The organism is Paenibacillus sp. LRG-1 (assembly GCF_057220305.1).
In genome coordinates, this window is record NZ_CM170126.1 from 649,928 (window position 1) to 667,822 (window position 17,895).

Annotated in this window: 18 protein-coding genes; 11 read left to right on the forward strand and 7 right to left on the reverse strand. The window is 44.4% G+C overall.

What is annotated here, in order from left to right:
* Positions 1 to 3: 3 nt before the first annotated feature.
* The 4 genes from ACUUJN_RS02930 to ACUUJN_RS02945 all read right to left on the reverse strand — a co-directional run bounded on the left by ACUUJN_RS02930 (position 4) and on the right by ACUUJN_RS02945 (position 3,236).
* Entirely contained in the window at positions 4 to 342 is a 339-nt protein-coding gene (locus tag ACUUJN_RS02930; protein ID WP_023986829.1) for a DUF4870 domain-containing protein, read from the reverse strand.
* A gap of 348 nt (positions 343 to 690) precedes the next feature.
* A complete protein-coding gene (locus ACUUJN_RS02935) occupies positions 691 to 972 on the reverse strand; it encodes a hypothetical protein (protein WP_023986830.1) in 282 nt (93 codons plus the stop codon).
* A 31-nt stretch (positions 973 to 1,003) separates the two neighbouring features.
* Positions 1,004 to 2,155 carry an MGDG synthase family glycosyltransferase gene (locus tag ACUUJN_RS02940; protein ID WP_028541123.1) on the reverse strand — a complete coding sequence of 384 codons (1,152 nt, stop codon included), beginning with the start codon at positions 2,153 to 2,155 and terminating at the stop codon, positions 1,004 to 1,006.
* 43 nt (positions 2,156 to 2,198) lie between these two features.
* Positions 2,199 to 3,236: a serine hydrolase domain-containing protein gene (locus tag ACUUJN_RS02945; protein WP_484669243.1), complete on the reverse strand. Its 1,038-nt coding sequence runs from the start codon at positions 3,234 to 3,236 to the stop codon at positions 2,199 to 2,201.
* A gap of 365 nt (positions 3,237 to 3,601) precedes the next feature.
* Here ACUUJN_RS02945 and ACUUJN_RS02950 point away from each other — a divergent pair, with 365 nt between their 5' ends.
* Positions 3,602 to 3,790: a hypothetical protein gene (locus tag ACUUJN_RS02950; protein ID WP_007428354.1), complete on the forward strand. Its 189-nt coding sequence runs from the start codon at positions 3,602 to 3,604 to the stop codon at positions 3,788 to 3,790.
* 105 nt (positions 3,791 to 3,895) lie between these two features.
* Positions 3,896 to 4,678 carry a type I methionyl aminopeptidase gene (gene map / locus ACUUJN_RS02955; RefSeq protein ID WP_080751590.1) on the forward strand — a complete coding sequence of 261 codons (783 nt, stop codon included), beginning with the start codon at positions 3,896 to 3,898 and terminating at the stop codon, positions 4,676 to 4,678.
* Positions 4,679 to 4,744: 66 nt separating this feature from the next.
* On the opposite strand, the gene ACUUJN_RS02960 is transcribed toward map, so the two are convergent.
* On the reverse strand, positions 4,745 to 6,031 hold the full coding sequence (locus ACUUJN_RS02960) for a hypothetical protein (protein ID WP_023986834.1): 1,287 nt from the start codon (positions 6,029 to 6,031) through the stop codon (positions 4,745 to 4,747).
* A gap of 147 nt (positions 6,032 to 6,178) precedes the next feature.
* Between ACUUJN_RS02960 and ACUUJN_RS02965 the strand changes: the two genes are divergently transcribed.
* Positions 6,179 to 6,691, forward strand: coding sequence for a GNAT family N-acetyltransferase (locus tag ACUUJN_RS02965; protein ID WP_071559369.1), 513 nt, complete (start codon positions 6,179 to 6,181; stop codon positions 6,689 to 6,691).
* Here ACUUJN_RS02965 and ACUUJN_RS02970 read toward each other — a convergent pair.
* Positions 6,680 to 7,939 (reverse strand): DUF438 domain-containing protein, encoded by a 1,260-nt coding sequence (locus ACUUJN_RS02970; RefSeq protein WP_075153692.1) that lies wholly within the window; start codon positions 7,937 to 7,939, stop codon positions 6,680 to 6,682. The genes ACUUJN_RS02965 and ACUUJN_RS02970 overlap by 12 nt on opposite strands.
* 14 nt (positions 7,940 to 7,953) lie before the next feature.
* Positions 7,954 to 8,181, reverse strand: coding sequence for a DUF1858 domain-containing protein (locus tag ACUUJN_RS02975; RefSeq protein ID WP_160788823.1), 228 nt, complete (start codon positions 8,179 to 8,181; stop codon positions 7,954 to 7,956).
* Positions 8,182 to 8,416: 235 nt separating this feature from the next.
* Between ACUUJN_RS02975 and ACUUJN_RS02980 the strand changes: the two genes are divergently transcribed.
* The 8 genes from ACUUJN_RS02980 to ACUUJN_RS03015 all read left to right on the forward strand — a co-directional run bounded on the left by ACUUJN_RS02980 (position 8,417) and on the right by ACUUJN_RS03015 (position 17,876).
* On the forward strand, positions 8,417 to 9,136 hold the full coding sequence (locus ACUUJN_RS02980; RefSeq protein ID WP_053324551.1) for a hypothetical protein: 720 nt from the start codon (positions 8,417 to 8,419) through the stop codon (positions 9,134 to 9,136).
* A gap of 41 nt (positions 9,137 to 9,177) precedes the next feature.
* Positions 9,178 to 9,579 carry a GntR family transcriptional regulator gene (locus ACUUJN_RS02985; RefSeq protein ID WP_023986839.1) on the forward strand — a complete coding sequence of 134 codons (402 nt, stop codon included), beginning with the start codon at positions 9,178 to 9,180 and terminating at the stop codon, positions 9,577 to 9,579.
* A 41-nt stretch (positions 9,580 to 9,620) separates the two neighbouring features.
* Positions 9,621 to 10,556 (forward strand): ATP-binding cassette domain-containing protein, encoded by a 936-nt coding sequence (locus tag ACUUJN_RS02990; RefSeq protein ID WP_034095140.1) that lies wholly within the window; start codon positions 9,621 to 9,623, stop codon positions 10,554 to 10,556.
* Between the two features lie 2 nt (positions 10,557 to 10,558).
* On the forward strand, positions 10,559 to 11,461 hold the full coding sequence (locus ACUUJN_RS02995) for an ABC transporter ATP-binding protein (RefSeq protein ID WP_023986841.1): 903 nt from the start codon (positions 10,559 to 10,561) through the stop codon (positions 11,459 to 11,461).
* A complete protein-coding gene (locus ACUUJN_RS03000; RefSeq protein ID WP_209940907.1) occupies positions 11,454 to 12,773 on the forward strand; it encodes an ABC transporter permease in 1,320 nt (439 codons plus the stop codon). The genes ACUUJN_RS02995 and ACUUJN_RS03000 overlap by 8 nt, the downstream gene beginning before the upstream one ends.
* Before the next feature lie 1,367 nt (positions 12,774 to 14,140).
* Entirely contained in the window at positions 14,141 to 15,178 is a 1,038-nt protein-coding gene (locus ACUUJN_RS03005; protein ID WP_484669244.1) for a hypothetical protein, read from the forward strand.
* Positions 15,179 to 16,163: 985 nt separating this feature from the next.
* Positions 16,164 to 17,312, forward strand: coding sequence for a pentapeptide repeat-containing protein (locus ACUUJN_RS03010; protein WP_484669245.1), 1,149 nt, complete (start codon positions 16,164 to 16,166; stop codon positions 17,310 to 17,312).
* A 39-nt stretch (positions 17,313 to 17,351) separates the two neighbouring features.
* Positions 17,352 to 17,876 (forward strand): hypothetical protein, encoded by a 525-nt coding sequence (locus ACUUJN_RS03015; protein ID WP_316243258.1) that lies wholly within the window; start codon positions 17,352 to 17,354, stop codon positions 17,874 to 17,876.
* Positions 17,877 to 17,895: the final 19 nt, after the last annotated feature.

Genomic DNA, 17,895 nt, shown 5'->3' on the forward strand with positions numbered 1-17,895 from the left:
TCTTCACAACTGCCGGGCTTGATGAAGAGCCAGATCACCTACCCAGGGAAGCTTGAGCCACTTGCCTTGTCCCGCGCGAATTAACAGGATGACCCACAATACAAGGCCTGCCAGCGTTAGCAGGGAAGCGAGCAGAGGACCGAGCAGCGGAATGAATCCAACAAGCACATGCCCGATCATGAGGGTGACAAACAGAAATATGGATTGCAGCGCGTGAAATAATACAAATCGACTTTTCTTTTCCAGCATGACAAAGGCCAGTGCGCCAATAAATGCGAACAGATAGCACAGGACAGCTGCTATATTTTCATCCAATCCCGTGGAAGACTTATAGACTGACATGTCAGGCAAATCCCCCTTTATAAGTTATCCGTACTATACAAGCTATGAGGAAAGGAATTAAAGATATACCCGAAACGCCAGAAAAAGTTCAATCAGGGAATGTGTATAAAAACACGAAAAAGACTGAACGAAAAGGATTCGCTCAGTCATTCACAGGGTTATACACAGTTTTTGCACATGTTGTACGCATTTTATCCACTAAACCCTACTACTTGTCCACAAAATAAACATAGGTTATGCACAAATTGTGCACAAACTGTAGACAATATAGCGATTTAGCACACTTTGCACACAGATTGTCCACAAAATATCAACAGATTGGTATTAACCGTGGATAAGTTGTCTTATTTAGCGATCTCCGCGTTGTAAACGACGGCGTGGATGTGTGATTTTACCCTTTTTATCCTCATCGTCCTCTTTGGGGATAAGTCGTTCATCAGTACGTCCTTCATGATGATTATCAAAGGCGTATTCGGTCATTTTCCACTCGGAAGTACCCAGAACAACATCAGCGGGAAAATGCTGACCTCTGTGCAAATGCTGCTCATGTCCATCCTCATCAATATAAACACCATCCACTTCTACCTTTTCTCCTGTTAGTGGGAGCAAATCCTTCCCTTTGTGTTCCATAGGTATCCCCTCCGTCTGACTTTATTCTTCGTTAATTTGTCCGAACGGAAGGTCTTTTATCCACAAGCTGATGCAAAATATCCTCGGCAATCTGGTCTGCGGGATGAGGTTTACGAAGCAGCTCAATCGCCTGCATCATCTCTTCGGCAAGAGAGGGGGTGGAAATCAGGTCGAGACAATGCTGAATCAGCTCCTCCGTAGTGCGAGCAATACGGGCAGCTCCTTTTTGCTGCAAATACAGAGCATTATTTAGCTCCTGACCGGGTACGGGCTTGAACACAAGAATAGGTAAACCGGATGCAATGCTTTCCGAGAGTGTGATGCCGCCGGGCTTCGTAATCACCAGATTGCTCGCACGCATAAGTGCTGGAACAAAGTCCACGAATCCATAGGTGTAAATGTTTGGGTGGTCTGCATACAGCGCATCCACTTCTGCTTTCAGTTGCTGGTTACGTCCGCAGACGATCAGTAGCCGCAACTGAGGAAGCTGGCTTAATTGCCGACAGATATCCAGTATGCCGGATAGCACACCATAGGCGCCAGCCATAATGAGTAGCGTAGTAGTCTCAGACTGTAGTGATGGAATTACCTGTTCCTGAACAGGAATTTCGTCGGCAGACATGTTATAAAAAGAAGCGTGAATCGGAATACCCGTAGCGATAATGCGTTCAATAGGTATTCCCCGCTGGGCGGCTTCCTGCTGGATATCCTCAGTGGCTACATAGTAGCGGTCAATATCGGGATGCAGCCAGCGCCCATGCAGATCGAAATCTGTAACCACGTTGACAATAGGCAGACTCATTCCCATTTTGCGGCGTAACGCCGGGAGCGCGAGCTGCGGGAACGTATGTATCACGAGATCCGGCAACTCCTTTTTCAGAGTGAGCGTAAGTTGACGCATTCCGAATGAATGCAACACATGGCCGAAGGCCGATTTAGCCTGCATACCGCGCGTGATGTTATAGACCCAGCCGTAAAGCTGAGGAATGGTTTTGAAGCTTTGCATATATACAAATTTGGTCAGACCGTTCAACCAGGGATGAGATTCAGCCATCAGGTCGAGAAGTTGTACCTCGCAGCGTCCGAGTCTTCGCAAACTGTCCATAATTGCCCGAGCGGCCTGCACATGGCCTTCCCCGTAACTGGCGTATAATATTAGAATTTTTGGTGCTGAGACTTCCATGAGTGTTTAGCCCCCTATATTCAATAAGCACATGAAGCTCATATCAGGAACGTTCCAAGTTGAGGGAGGATACGGCTGGAAAAACGTAGCGCTCCAGCAGTGTTCGCGGATTTTTCCAACGGCTCACCTTGCTGTCTGCTGTAAATACCGCGACTGCGTTCGCTTCTGGCACAAGATAAATTTGCTGTCCTCCATGTCCGTGCGCACACGCGTAGTTGATGCCGTGGAGTCGTCCTGTCCACCATTGGAATCCGTAATCTCCGAATTCTGGATAGCCTTCAACCTGTCGCTGTGTCGCCTGATGCAGCCAATCGGCCGGAATCAATTCTTTTCCGTTCCAGCTGCCTTGATGAAGGCAGCAATCGCCGAATTTAGCCATGTCACGCGATGTCAGATATAGCCCGATGTGTCCCATGGTGTAGCCCTCTGGATCTTGTGCCCAACCACTTCTTCCAAAACCTAAGGGTTCGAACAGATGCTGGAGAGCGTACGTATAGGCCTCAATCCCACAGCATTGGGTCAGCAGCACGGACAACAGGTGAGAATCAACACTACGATATTGGAATACACCGAGTTGGTCCTCCTGTACAGGTAAACGTAGGGCAAAGGACGGCCAGCTTTTGCTGCGATGAAAACGGTGGATAAAAGCTTCTCCGAGCTTTTTGCCCGTCTGCCAATACAAGCCGGATGTCATGGTCAACAGATGGCGAATCGTAATCTGCTCTAGCAGTGTTTCCTTCCGCCTAGGTAAATACTCAGACAACAGCTTATGCACAGCCGTCTCTGGCCCGGGCATATCACCGCGAGCCATAGCTATGCCGATGAGCGTGGAAGTAAAGCTTTTGGTTGCGGATCGCAAATCGTTCAGAGAGCTTACTTCATGCCCATTATAATAGCGTTCCCAGATCAGTTTGCCGTGGCGCAGCAGCAGGAAGCTGTGCATTTTAGGAAACTTGGCTTGGATTTCACGGTCTGCCTGATCAAGTAGGGAGACATTGATGCCCTCCTCTTCACAAGTTCCTATGTTCAGGGCAGACATACGGGCAACAGGTGCAGTGAACAGCGGAGCATAGCGGCGCATCCTTTTCCCTCCTTGTTATGTTTATTTATTTTACCCCAAACACATACACTCCAAAAACCGATAAATAAGGTATACCTCCTGTGCAACAGCTGATTGAGTACCCCAAATGACATGATGCGTAAAAGATAGGTAAAATCAATGTAAATTTACTGGAAAGCTGAAAGCTGTATCTGAATATGTTATAATGGGGTAGTGATTCAGCCAAAAGAAAATCGGTTAATAATAGTGTCAGGTACATGCCTTGTATAAGGTGTTCCCGACCTAAGCTGCAATTAGACATACTACTTCACTGCATAAGGACATCAATACTTTTCGGCATTCTCTTCAACGGAGCACTTATTTTCAACGTTTTGGGAGGGAGTTACATGGCAACGAAAGGTCACAATGAAGTTAAGGAAAGTCTGCGGGAAATGACTCGAATTTTCCGGCCTAAGGATCCCAAAAAATTTGTAAAGGAATATGTGCGAAAATACCGGATTACAGGAGGGTATGAGGAAGAGTTGACCATGGTGGTGGAAAACGAACTCGGTCGCATAAATTCTTCAGTATCTTAAAGGGTTCGATTACCCGAAAAACTAGAAATACGACTTTTATAAACCGTCTATCCACAGAGGAGACGGTTTTTTTGTGTCCGCCGTGCATACAATGGGATAGGTTTAGTGAATTTGTATGCTCAAAGGAGGCGGATTCCAATAGAGATAGCGATACGAACACCGGAGGAAATCGGCTACATGAGGGAGGCCGGACGTATTTTGGCAGATTGCCATCGTGCGCTGGAAAGTCGTATTCTTCCGGGAATTACAACGCTTGAAATCGATGCTTGGGTGGAGCAGTTTTTAAGCAAGCGTGGAGCCACGCCTGAACAAAAGGGCTATAAAGGTTTCCCTTATGCCACCTGTGCTTCGGTCAACGAGGTGGTATGTCACGGTTTTCCCTCGGAGCGGGTGCTTCATGATGGGGATATTGTGACCATCGACATTGTGGTTAACAAAGATGGTTGGCTGGCTGACCGAGGATGGACTTATGCGGTAGGTAACATTAGCCGCCCGGTAGCACGACTGTTGCGGCAGACCCATAAGGCATTGGTACGGGGTATCGAGGTTGCCCGCCCGGGGAGGACGTTGGGGGATATCGGGCATGCTGTGGAAAAAACAGCAGGCTGGCGGCGGTTCGGCAACGTCAAGCCTCTGATCGGGCATGGCATTGGCCGCCAAATGCATGAGCCGCCAGAGGTTCTGCACTACGGTCGTCCCAAAACGGGATTACCACTGCGCGAAGGGATGGTGATTACCATTGAGCCGGTATTTACCCTCGGAACCGAGGGGGCCGTGCTCTGGGGGGACGATGGCTGGACCATCAGCACAGCAGATGGCAGTTGGGGAGCTCAATACGAGCACACGATTGCGATTACAAAGAACGGCCCTTATATTTTGACCTCATAAAAGAGAGTTGTGCCATAGGGAGTCAATGTGCGGGGCGTTTGCATAAGGCTCTCTAGGTAAGTTTTTTCAGGATGACACATTCATCGTGGTTGTAGAGATTTTTCGGTAAAGCAACAGATAAATACCCAGCTCGACAGGGGAGGAAACAGCCATCACAATTCCCGCCACTTTGCCGTCCAGTCCTGAAAAAAAGCAGATACACAGAATAAGCGCGAGAATCGCAAAGCTTACAGAAAACAGCCTGCCGATAAAGATAGGTTTGGTATTGCCGATCAATATCGAACGCCCAATAAAATATTCCACCCAAGGATAAAATGCGACATAGACAGCCAGTATGCGAAGCAATCCTCTGGTTTCTAGCAACAATTTTCCTTCCAATCCCAATACATTCCGTAACACAGGATCGCCAGCAAATCCGAAGGAAAGTAACAGTAGTAGCAGCGGCGACAGGATAGACAAAAAGCTCAAAAATATCAGCACTTCCCTGCGCTTGGACGTATAAAATTGAATCACAATTTGATGCAAAGAGCTGCAAAACCAGACCAATAGATTTAGGATTTGCAGTGCTACAGAAAAGGATGCCACGGCCAAAAGTGGATCAGTTGTATTGTTCAGCGCAGCTTGGATGGAAGGATTCAGGATAACCAGCACCAGCGCCGAATATAGCAAAGGAAGATAAAAAGGTAGAAGATGCTTCGCATGATGGATGGTTTGCTCCGCGTTGTCAGGAGGCAGCTTTCTTTTGAGAACCCGGCCTTCTAAAAAAGTAACGACCAGCTCTATGAGAATACCTGCAATAAAAATGGCAGCACCGACTCGTCCGTCATTCGTCCAGCCAGCACGGATCAAAAACCAGGAAGCAATTAGCATCACGATAATACGTATGGACGAGCTGAATGTCATCCATGCCGTTCGGTGCTTGTTAATAATAAGTCCCTGATATATGTTACGGACAGCTACCAATATGTATAGTAAAGTAAGAACCTGAAATACGTTCTTGGTGGGTTCGATCAATACTGGGGACACACCAAATACATATTGAAAGACCAGATTGCCTACGGGCGTCAACCCGATGCTCCAGCCTATGATCAATACAGCCACAGCGACGAACGTACATAAAATACCGATAGAATGAACGGACTTGCGATCATAACCGAATTTCGTGGTCATTTGCCGTACAGCGGTTAACGGAGTTTCCAACAGTAGGCACAGGCTGACGGCGACCGCATAGCTGCTTAATGTAAACGAAGGATGTTCCGAACGAGCAAGCACGGCATTGACGATGACATGCGTTAGTGCAGCAATTAATGACGAAATGCCAAGCGGCACATAAAATGAAACGATTTTATTCAAGTCGAATCCTCCAGTAATGAACGAGTAGTGTAGTGAACGGTTATCCTATCCAACTTCACTAAACAATGAATATTCTTATTATAGATCAAGATTTGGATCGTCGATATAATAGAGTGCATAATATTGGAAACTAGGAGTGGAACTCACATGAACATCAGGGAAGCAACGATATCAGATGCCGAGGGCATCGCCAAGGTGCACGTAGATTGCTGGAGGACGACGTACAAAGATATAATGCCTGCCCAGGTTCTGGAACAGCTTTCCTATGAGCAAAGAACAGAACTGTGGAATGCGAATCTATCCAGTGAAGACGGCCATCGGGTATACGTTGCTGAAAATGAGAAGGGGGAAATCATCGGATTTGTGAGTGGGGGTCCAGAAAAGTCAGGTGAATATCCCCCGTATGGGGGAGAAATAACGGCTATTTACGTTTTGAGTGAATACCATAGTTTAGGCTTGGGGAAGAGACTATTTTTACGTCTGCTTCAACATTTTAATAGTATGGATATTCACTCTGTAATCGTATGGGTGCTAGCAGATAATCCAGCATGTACTTTTTATGAAAGGCTGGGGGCCAAACTTATAGTAGAACAACATATTATAAATATGAGTGGCAAAAACCTGAACATGTTGGCTTACGGTTGGATACTATTCGGATAGAATACGCTTTTGTCCTTCCAAAGCACGAATCGGTGCAATATTTTGCGTAAATTCCAACGTTCCCAGATAGTGGCCCTCAGCATCACGGATGGCAAAATAACGGATGTAGACAAATTTGTCCTTGATTGGAATCCAAAAATCTTCAGCATCCTTGCGGCCTGCTTTAAAATCTTCCAGCAGCTTCTCAACGACGTGCACGCTTTGGGGCGGATGGCAATTCTGTACGGTACGACCAATGACGGCTTTCGTGCGCGCGAAGATTCGTTCCTTACCATGGGAAAAATAGCGAACAACATCATTTTCATCGATAAAAGTCAGGTCAACGGGTAGATGATTCAACAGCAATTCCAATTGTTGTACGGATATAATCCCCGTCTCGAATCTCACGAAGCCTTGCGGTGTTCCGGATGTGCCTTCCGTTTGCTCAAGGGCTTCTGCAGGTTCCTCTGCCCGTTCGGGTATCCATTCACGTTCGGGAGCGGTCAGGCAGAACCCGATTTCCTCGCTTTCCCGGGCTATTTTCAGCCACTCATCCTCTGTCAGCTTACTGAGTGCCATCGGTAGCAAAATATTTTCTTCCTTGAATATCATTTCATTCACTTCGCTCATGATATGGGCAAGTGCCTTCCCAATCTGTTCACGATCTCCGTTATATTCGGTGAGCAGACTCTTTGCCTCCTTAATCGCGGCACGAATACTGTCGTCCACACCCCACATAACTTTAGTTGGACCAAAAATCCCATAGCGTTCTAGATAAGGAAAGACCAGATTTTCTTTGCGGCTATAGTGCTTGTCGAGATCGAGCAGCAGACTTAAATCTTCCAGTAACTTGTAGATGATTTTGGGGCTGTCGTCCTTTTGAAATTGGTCCGCGTGCAATGACAACCTGAAGTTGACCAATCGTTCGATCTCTCGATTTTCCAGCTTGAAGGTATGAACGGGATGTCCCGGTTGTTCCTCTGGTCCTGAAGGACGGTGAATATCCTCAATGGAACCCTTGAATATCGATGTATGCACGGAACAAAGACGCTGCACTTCCGATACGGGAATTCCCTCCTCAGTCATCAATGCATGCTCCATAGCCGAAATTTCGGCTACGCTTACTCCGCCAACAGCCTCTGCGAAACGCGCTTTGACTTCCTCCACGCTTTTCCCGGCATGTAATTCTTTTATAATTTCCTTTAGCGTTTGTTGGCGTTCCGTTAATTCCTGTGCTGTATGTTCACGGTTGTTAATTAGCTCGCTCATGATCGTTAGCTCCTTTATTTTTGAATGGTAAAACCATGTTGCAAAAACGTGCGTTCCACGGTTTCCATAGCTACTTTTTTTAATGCAATACCTTTGGACAGTGTCATAAAACGACCTGCGGTTTGTAACATGCCAGGCTTGGCGATATCGTGAAAACCCAACTCTACCATAATGTCCTTCACTTCGGGATAACGGCTAACAAGGTTAAATATAGGCTCATCCCAGTGCAGTAGCTTATCCATTTGTTCATCCCCTTGATTGAGAACGTTTATCATTTACAGAGTAGCATAGGTCCTGGCGAGCTTTTGTGATTGTACGCACAATTTACATTCAGGTGTTGACAGTTGTAATTCATGGTTTATATACTGTGTATAAGGATATATACAGTAATAACACTGATTACTGTAATAACAACTTCGTATGAAGAGAGAATGAGGTCGTCATTACAGGCAGTGCAGAAGGGATCAGGATAAGAAAATGACAATCATCAAACAGGCATGGAAGATTACCCGGCACGATTTTCGCAACAATCCATATGTCATGCTGTGGACATTGCTGTTTATTGCGTATTTGGGATTTACCATGAGTTTTGCTGTAAGTGTGCATTGGGATGAGCGTGGAAACTTGAGTCCAGTAGCCGATTTTATCATGCTGGTGTTGATTCCGTTTCTCGGATTCATTTATAACCGTCGTGCATTTAAATATCTTCAGGAAGATTCCTATACGCATATGCTAGCCTTTTTCCGCACCTTGCCTATACCGATGAATGCGGTGATTATGAGTCGAATTCAACAGGCGCTTTTGGCGTTTGTTATGAATAGTGTAATATTTTTCACTCTCTTTTTTACGTTGTCAGCTACGTTTCGGGTATATGCGAGTACAGGTTTCTTTGTATCGTTTGCACTTACCTGGATAGGCTACGGCATGCTGATTCAAGCCATTTATATTCATTTGGAATTTCTTAAAAAAGGAAAATCCTACTTTTGGATATCCATTGTCATCATGCTTATTTGTGGGATAGTTACGATTATAGTTCGAGTATGTGGGGCCAATCTGGTATCGATAACGGCATTTTATAGCAAGGAATGGCAGCTGTTGTCTCCGGTAATGTGGGGAGCGCTGCTGGCAGGAGTTCTGGGTATGTGCGTGTCCTATAGGGTGACACAGCGTAGGCTTATGAAACGGGACTTAACTTAGCGGTATGTGTACAAAGATAGATAAAAAGGGGGGAGAAGCAGGTGAATATACCAGTGCAAATTGATGAGAATAGCGCGGAACCGCTGTATGCGCAGATTGAAAAGCAACTTCGTTCACTCATCGTAACCGGACAGATTGCAGCGGGAACGCTGCTTCCCTCCATTCGGGAGTTTGCAGGGACGCTCCGCTGCAGCGTCATCACCGTCCGGCGGGTCTATCAGGATTTGGAGAACGAGGGCTTGCTTCGTACCCGGCAGGGGACGGGCACCTTCGTAGCTCTGGTTGAGGACGATAAGCGCTCAGGTTACCGCCTTAAAGCAGTGACTGAGGCGTTGGAAACGGCGATTGACACAGGCATCGCTGTGCAGATGACAGAACAGGAATTGTGGGAGCTTTTCGCAGAAATGGTGAAGAGAAGATATGAAGTCCAAGTGAAGGAGTGACGCCCGTGAAGAACGATGTAAATCATCATGTGGAAGTTCCTATGGGGATACAGATAAAAACACCCATTATTGAGATGAGCGAGGTCTATAAAACCCGGGGTAACCGGGAAATTGGACCGATTAATCTAACCATTGAACCGGGATATGTAGTCGCTTTGGCTGGACATAACGGATCGGGCAAAAGTACATTGATTCACCTGCTGACTCAGCTTATCCACCCGGATTCCGGTGAAATCCGTTGGTTCGGTCAAGCGTATCCAGACGGCATGCCAGCAGATACACGACAATGGGTTGGGTATGTGTCAGAGCAGCCAACCCGTGAGGAAGATCGACTTACAGCAGAAGCAGCAGCGGCTTTTCGAGCCTTGTGGTATCCCGGCTGGGATGAAACACGTTTTCAGCGTCTGATGGAACGATTTCAGGTTCCTCAGCATACGAAATTATCGCGTATGTCCAAGGGAGAGCGCCGTAAGTTTGAGCTGGCTGCAGCCTTGGCGCCTCACCCCCGTTTGTTGCTGCTGGATGAGCCTTCGTCGGGTTTAGACCCTTTTGCCTGGAAAATCATGCTGGAAGAACTGCGGGATTGTATGGAGAACGGCAAAACGACGGTCATTATTGCTACTCATATTATAGACGAGATCAAGCGTTTGGCGGATTATATTGTTCTGATGCATGATGGCAGGCTGCTCGGCAAGCTGGAAAAAGACCATTTGCTCGAAAATAGCAAGGAAATGTGGTTTGAAGGCACGCCAGAGGAGGCATCGGAGCTTCCGGGAGTGGTAGAGACGGAGAGCGAAGGCGGATTGCAACGAATTGTAACGTTGGCAGCCGGAGAGACCAGCGCCATATTGGAACAAGCGGGCATTCGCCCCATCCGTGTGCGGCGTTTGGAACTGGATGATATTTTAGTACATTGGTCTGCGGGACAACTATCAGAAGATGCGGAGATATATACGCAGAAAAAAGGAGCGGAGTAATCATGAGCATGCTGCAATTGAAAGAGGTCGTGAAGCAATATGGGAACCACACGGCGGTGAACGGAATTTCGCTGAATGTGAACGGCGGGGAGATTTACGGACTACTGGGAGGCAATGGAGCAGGCAAAACGACAACGATGCGCATGGTGCTCGGCCTGATTTACCCTGATGGAGGAAACATTCAATATGAGGGCAAGCCCTACAGCAAGGAGCTCCAACGGACGATGGGTTATTTGCCTGAGGAGCGAGGGTTGTACCCCAAGGTGAAGGTGAGCGAGCAAATTAACTATTTGGGCAGGCTGCGCGGCATGTCGGCCAAGGAGGCGGACAAAAGTCTACGCTACTGGCTGGAGCGCTTTGGGGTGCCGGAATATTACGACAAGCGGATTGAGGAGCTATCCAAGGGGAATCAGCAGAAAATGGGTTTTATTGCTGCTGTAGTGCATCGCCCGACGCTGCTTATTTTGGATGAGGCCTTCAGTGGGCTTGATCCGGTGAACGTTGAATTGCTTAAGGATACGGTGAAAGAGCTGCGGGATGATGGGGCTGCGATTTTATTCTCGACCCACCGCATGGAGCATGTGGAGGAACTATGCCGCCATATTACGATTTTGCATCGCTCAAATACAGTTGTGCAGGGAAGTGTGCAGGAGATTAAGGGCCGTTACCCACGTGAAAAGGTTCGTCTCATTACTACAGGTGAAGTGAACGGACTGGAGCAGCTGCCCGGCGTGCGCCGTGCAGAGCCTATGGATCGCGGCTGGATGCTGCATATTGAGCAGCCGGATGCGGCGAAGTTGATTTTACAAACGGCGTTGGAGCAAACGGATGTGGAGCATTTTGAGATCAAGGAACCTACGCTGAACGAGATTTTCATAAGAGAGGTGGGTGATTCCCATGAATAGACTGGGTACGGTGATCGGTTTTACGTTTCGTCAGAAGGCGAGAACCAAATCTTTTATCATTACAACGCTGGTACTGGCCTTGCTCATTACAATTGGTATGAATCTGCCGTATTTGATTTCATTGTTTAAAGGAGATGGGGCAGGAGGTTCGGGCACAACGGCAGCCGAGCATCATCGCTTGGGACTGATTGCTGGGAGCCGGATAGAAGTGGCGAATCAGCTGGAGCAATTTACAAAGAAGCAATCCAACCCGGCAGCCATCTGGGTGCGTTATGAAAACGTACAAACGCTGGCAATGCAGCAAGCCTTGAAAAACGGGGAGCTGCAAGGTTACGTGCAGTTCACGGAGCCTGCCACTAAGGGAGACACGTTTCCTAAAGTGGAGTACGTCTCTGTAGAAAAAGAGCCATCTCCTGCTGTAATTACATTGTTGCAGACGGGACTTCAGGAAGCTAAGGTCAAAGCCATTATGGGCGGCAATGCATTGACCAGCGATCAAATTCGTGAAATTAGCACACCTGTAATGGTGGATAGCAGGGAAGTAGACGGTCCATCTGAGGCAGGAGGAGCTGTGGGGACAGAGGAAAAAGAGACCTCTATGATTAACTATGGTTTGGTCTATGTACTGATGATTTTATTCTTCACCTCCTCCATGATGACGGGGAATATGATTGCTGCAGAGGTGACATCGGAAAAAAGCTCACGTATCATGGAGATTCTCATCACAAGCGTATCGCCGTTGACCCAGATGTTCGGAAAAATTATCGGCATCTTCCTGGTCGGTCTACTGCAAATTGCTGTTTTTGCAGCCGTTGTATGTGCCAACCTTATGCTGCCGCATAATAATGTCATTCTTAGCTCAGCCGGGCTGGATCTGTCGCAACTGAATATCGCGGTGTTGGGTTATGGTCTGGTATTCTACATCCTCGGCTACTTTCTGTACGCAGTATTGTTCGCTGCGGTGGGCTCCATCGTTAGCCGTACCGAGGAGTTGGGACAGGCGATCATGCCGATTACCGTGCTGTCACTAGCAGCCTTTTATATCGGTATCTTCAATATCGCCGCACCTGATACGATTTTCGTTAAGGTGGCCGGGTACATCCCATTTTTCTCGCCGACTGTCATGCTGCTGCGGATTGGTCTGGAGCGGGCGAGCCTGCTGGAAATCTGGCTGTCCCTTGGTATTCTGGTCGCCTCCATTTTGTTGTTCGGTTGGCTGGCTGCCAAGATCTACCGTACGGGTGTCTTAATGTATGGTAAACGTCCTTCATTCAAAGAGTTAAGAAAAGCTATGAAGGCTTACAAGATTTAAATTTTTAGCAATACATGTTTGTTGTACACAGTCATATTTAATGAGAAAATTTTCAGATTAAACGAGAAATCATCGTAATTGACAAAGAAGAAGTTATACAAATTATTGATTGTATAAATACTCATTTTTAGAGTTGCGGATATTCTCATGAAATATGAAAATTAGGATAGATCTAATAACTTCGAGTCAATGAGTTCTCATTAATTATGAAAATGATCCTCAAATAATGCATGTATTCTGCTGTTGTTTTCTCATTAATTATGGAACCACACACTGTGTGTGGTTCCATAATTAGCGAGTAATGAATATTTATATATCAGTAAAAGTGATTAGACTAGTTTTAGCTTCTTAGAGTGTTTTTGTGAGTAATCATTATAGTTGAGACAAATGTAATTAATAAATGAGATTTTTTTCAACACATGTTTGAGATAGAGTGGAGGCCTTGATTCATCAGAAGTACTGATGGATCAAGGCTTAACTACTTTATATGGTGATGATTAATAATTGGTAGGTTTTGAGAGGAGAAGTTATTACGTAATAGAGATTATCTTCAATTTTATTGAGATTAGTCGTTGGGTAGTGAGCCTATTTGGGGGATTTCTGATGGTTTTAAAAATATTCAATAAAACAATGAGAGGGGAATAATTTAAGGCGTATTTAGCCATAGGCTAATTTATTCCCCACTAAAACTAAATACGCAATAAGTAAAATGTTTCATTTTAATCTGTATTCTCACGAGGTGGTATCCTTGTTATCTTTATCTAATTCATGACAATGAAGACAATAGTCGAATAAAGAGTGCTCGAAAATTAATAAGCTCAATCAAATTGAATTCTCATAAATAACCCCAATCATTGTGGATTATACCAATGACTATTTGGATATGGATCCTCAATCTACAGATAATGTTGATGAAAAAAGTCATTGGATAAAAGAATTGATTTGTTAATATTTGTCAAATTATTATGAAATGGCTCCATACGACATATGATACGATGGGAATTGATGTTACTACTATAACTGACAAGAACGTAAGCAATGCAGACATAATGCCCTACCAGATGAGCTGATGTATGCCCGAGTGAGAAATAAACCAGCACTGAACAAAAAAAGTGAAGTACATTTCCTTTAATGATGATGTGCTGGAGAAATAGAGCCAACACAAATTATGTTTGATATGGTGTTTTGTTCTTTGTTAAATGATTTTTTGGATCATTGTAGTATGATCATTACAAGAGTTTAAAGCCATAACACTTTGTAAGCTTTCATGATTCTAAGTCAAATGGGAATAGAAAATTTCTTAAAGGCTTTGTTGACTTAATCGAGATGAAAAGTAATGCTCTTAGAAATTAGTGAGGTGGATATGCATGGGTGGTAGAGATACTATTAAGGGAGTTAAGGCACAAGGAATGGTAGCGGTTTTAGAGTCACTCTTAAGAGACGACTGGAAAGTAGTACGTATTGAGCCTGAAATGGTTGGGGGAAAAGCAGATAAAATCGATATTCAATGGGATTTAATCGATGGTAAATGTAGAATTGCCCAAGTGAAAAGCTCTGAAAATCCGATACAGAAGAGCAGTTTGAAAACCTATCTAAATGAGCTTATTCAAGAGAACCCTTCAGCGGATGCATATGAATTGCATATTATCGGACCTTTAACTGCCAGCGTTCATGAGTTTGTTAATCAGGTTAACAATGGAACGTTGATTGAATCAGATTTGAATGGTTATCCTGCTTTAAACCAACAAAAAGCTTCATCTAAGATTATTGTCAGGGGATTCGATTTCGTAGCATTGGAAGCCATGGTATATAAACTACTACACAAATTTTATGATTGTAAAGGGATCGTGGGTAATGCGACTGAAATATCAGTGAGGACAAAAGCGCTGTTGAACGATTTTGATATTTTACCGATCTTGAATAAGGGTTTAACAAAAAAAGGTTTGGAGGATAAGTTAGTTGAATGGACAGATAAATTTGCTATTGGAAATCTTGATTTAAATGAACGACAGCTCATGAAGGAATCGTTTCAAAACCTAAAGGATCAGTTTAGGGTGCTGACAACAGGATTATACGGTTTTCCGCATGATACTCTTAGAGAAAAGGTATCTCGCTTAAATCATTATGATGCATATAGTAAGGCCTTTACAGTTCGTACAGTTCAAAGCCGATACCTTAAAATCTTAAATGAACTTGAAACGTATGAAAAAAAGAGAGAAAGTATGCTCAAATTAAAGGCTCAATATGAAGAAGCAAAACATTATGGGACTCGAAGCGATAACCTTAAGCATTTAGCAAATCTAATAGATAAATTGTCAGTGGAGATTGAGGAGGGAATGACAAATTCAAGATCATTTAAAGAATTTTTAGAGTTCTTAGAAGAGTTAAATCGAGAATTATATTAATTATAAATATGATGATCTCTCTTACGCATCTTATTCGAAGGTAGCTGGTCAATTGTAACCAAAATATATAGACGTTATTTTGTTGTTTTTCAAGAGTGTGCTCAATAGTGTTGATTTTTTCCTCGACTTCCTTCCATAATCGGAACCTCGTAAGTCCCCCGAAACAACCGCCAAAGGTTTGATAGATTAGAATGTAAGGTCATAGTGATAAGAACAGCTTTTCCAAAGATTACGCTTAGATTCTATTACTAGAGGGATTATATATGAGTAGAAGGAGAAACTATCATTTCGTAGAAGTAACTTCGGCTACAGACAAAAGTTGGGACACAGGAAAAGGCTGGTTGGGTAGAGATTCAGTTCTATTGCTAGTTATCCTAGCGATAACTTTAGTAGTTCTAGTAATTTGAGATCTGCTCAATTCTTCGATTCTTTACCCAATTGGCTGAGAGTTATGGTTGTTGTAATCGCCCTCTTTGGATTTAGGCTCAAAATAGTTCGAGGTTTAATGAGTAATTATATATCCCGTGTATAAATATACATTTCGTCTTTTGCGGATATTCTCATCAATTCTGAAAATCAGACCATATTCAGTAAGGTCAGGGTATAAGCATTCTCAATAATTCTGAAAGTGGACCTTGATAAATCAAGGTTTTCCGCCGCTGTTTTCTCACTAATTCTGACGCCACACAGTTTGTGTGTGGTGTCAGAAATAGTTATTCATTTATATACATTAAATAATATTTATTTTCTCTGAGTGGGTGGGTTCGATTGTGAACCCACCCATTTTCCATTGAACACAGCTATGGTTCCTTCTGTAAACAAAATCACTAATTTGTCCGATACATACATAAGGATGATTTACTGTTAAATATACCCTTGAAAATTATGATTTCACATATCATTAAAATTAGACTTCGGTTTAAGATAACCAACTACTTGAGACGTGCAGCCTATGTAAATGTGACGACTAGAAAGGAGATAGAGCGTGAATCGTGAAGAGGTTTTTCGACATTTTAAAAATGAGATCTATGAACCCCTAAAGCATCGAATGTTATTCGCATTGGAAGTCTATTTCCAAAATCATAAGCATGCCTTAGCTAAGGCATTTCGCAATTCACTAGAGCAGATATTTGAGAAAGTCAAGTTGATGCAGCGAGAAGGTAACAAACAGGCGTTGGGGTATATATCCTATTCCATGCTTCGTACCGAATTAGCAAATGGAAGGGCGACCTATTTGGTGGAGGCGATGGATAAGAGATGGTTTATGAACCGCCATAATTGTCGAGATACCTATAATGCAGATTGGGCATTTCGCTACTTGGACGAGTGGGAGACGAAATTAAGTAAGCACGCTAAGAAATACGGTGGAAGAATCGGATTAGATGATATTCAGAGGATGAAATTGCACGTGGCAGTACATGTTCATCAATATATCATTGCTTTGGCGCGTTTTAGTATCACAGAAGAATGGTTCGATGATATTCAGTTTGCTCATGAAATAGAGTTGGAAGATGTATTCGAACTGAGAGTCGGAGAATATTTAGATCGAAGTGAAGTCGTCTATAAACGAGATGTGCGTGTCAAAGATTCCATTGTGATTAAAGACTGGCTAGAGGAAAAAAAGCCCTACGACTACATACATGAAGTTTTCCGCAGGATCGATGGGTCTCAAGGAAATTATGAGGGAATACGTCTACAATATGCTGATTTGAGTGAAAGTTCCTTTATAAATAGTGATTTTACGGGAGGCAATTTGATTGGCTCCTGTTGGAATAAAGCATGTTTAATAGAAGCTGACTTTAGCGATTGTTTGATTCAAGAAGCCTGTTTTGAAAAAGCCAACTTAAGAGGAACGTCTTTTCGAGATGCAGTAGCTGTACCTGGAATATACCAGTCTGAACGATGGGAAAGACCTGGTTTTCAACCCGTAAGTTTTGCAGGAGCAGATCTTACAGGAGCCAAATTTCAGGGCGCTTACTTACAGAATGCTGATTTCACCGGGGCTATATTGCAGGGGGCCGACTTCATTGGTGCAGCTATAGAGGGGGCCTGTTTCAAAGGGGCGGTGCTGGATGGAACCCGATTTAGTTTAGGGATGCATCCAGTTGCCCGGGATCTAACTTCATTTGGATGAAACCATGTAGGACAGGCGCAATGGAAGGGACGTGGCATAGTGGAGTATTTTCTTTGTCAACATGATGATCGGATGTTGTATTCTGCTGTTCCCATATGGGATGAAGAGGCCAATGCAGAGATGGTAAATATTAATAATTGGACGGAATGGCCCCCTTCTTATGCCGCACAGTTTAAGGTGAAAGGTCACGATTATACGGTTTATCCTGATATTCTGATGGGTTCGAGGATGATGGTATCTGATTCTGTACATGAGTTGTTACAGGTCTATACGCCGAGCCTCTTCAGTCGTATGGCTTTGTTTCGGGATATGGAACGTTCTCAGCAAAAGTTGTACTGGATGATTCAGCCCCCTTTAGTGAACTGTGTAGGTGAGCTAAGTACATTTCATCCCGGAGGAACGTTGATGAAGTTGGTAGTAGATCGAGAGCGCACCGAGGGAAGGCCCTTATTGCTAGTTCAAGGTTTGCGTGAAACCTGTACATTAGTAAATTTGGCATTAGCAGAAAGTCTGTTGCGGAGGGGAACGAGTGGTATCTCCTTTCAGGAAGTCGATATGCAGTAACGAAATGGGAGGAGATATT

What these genes read in the sequence shown, in the direction of transcription:
- ACUUJN_RS02935 (WP_023986830.1), bottom strand. Translation starts at nt 972, where the DNA reads ATGGAACACAAAGGGAAGGATTTGCTCCCACTAACAGGAGAAAAGGTA.
- ACUUJN_RS02970 (WP_075153692.1), bottom strand. Translation starts at nt 7,939, where the DNA reads ATGAGCGAGCTAATTAACAACCGTGAACATACAGCACAGGAATTAACG.
- ACUUJN_RS02940 (WP_028541123.1), bottom strand. Translation starts at nt 2,155, where the DNA reads ATGGAAGTCTCAGCACCAAAAATTCTAATATTATACGCCAGTTACGGG.
- ACUUJN_RS02995 (WP_023986841.1), top strand. Translation starts at nt 10,559, where the DNA reads ATGAGCATGCTGCAATTGAAAGAGGTCGTGAAGCAATATGGGAACCAC.
- ACUUJN_RS02950 (WP_007428354.1), top strand. Translation starts at nt 3,602, where the DNA reads ATGGCAACGAAAGGTCACAATGAAGTTAAGGAAAGTCTGCGGGAAATG.
- ACUUJN_RS02930 (WP_023986829.1), bottom strand. Translation starts at nt 342, where the DNA reads ATGTCAGTCTATAAGTCTTCCACGGGATTGGATGAAAATATAGCAGCT.
- ACUUJN_RS02990 (WP_034095140.1), top strand. Translation starts at nt 9,621, where the DNA reads ATGGGGATACAGATAAAAACACCCATTATTGAGATGAGCGAGGTCTAT.
- ACUUJN_RS02945 (WP_484669243.1), bottom strand. Translation starts at nt 3,236, where the DNA reads ATGCGCCGCTATGCTCCGCTGTTCACTGCACCTGTTGCCCGTATGTCT.
- ACUUJN_RS03000 (WP_209940907.1), top strand. Translation starts at nt 11,454, where the DNA reads ATGAATAGACTGGGTACGGTGATCGGTTTTACGTTTCGTCAGAAGGCG.
- ACUUJN_RS03005 (WP_484669244.1), top strand. Translation starts at nt 14,141, where the DNA reads ATGGGTGGTAGAGATACTATTAAGGGAGTTAAGGCACAAGGAATGGTA.
- ACUUJN_RS02975 (WP_160788823.1), bottom strand. Translation starts at nt 8,181, where the DNA reads ATGGATAAGCTACTGCACTGGGATGAGCCTATATTTAACCTTGTTAGC.
- ACUUJN_RS02980 (WP_053324551.1), top strand. Translation starts at nt 8,417, where the DNA reads ATGACAATCATCAAACAGGCATGGAAGATTACCCGGCACGATTTTCGC.
- ACUUJN_RS02965 (WP_071559369.1), top strand. Translation starts at nt 6,179, where the DNA reads ATGAACATCAGGGAAGCAACGATATCAGATGCCGAGGGCATCGCCAAG.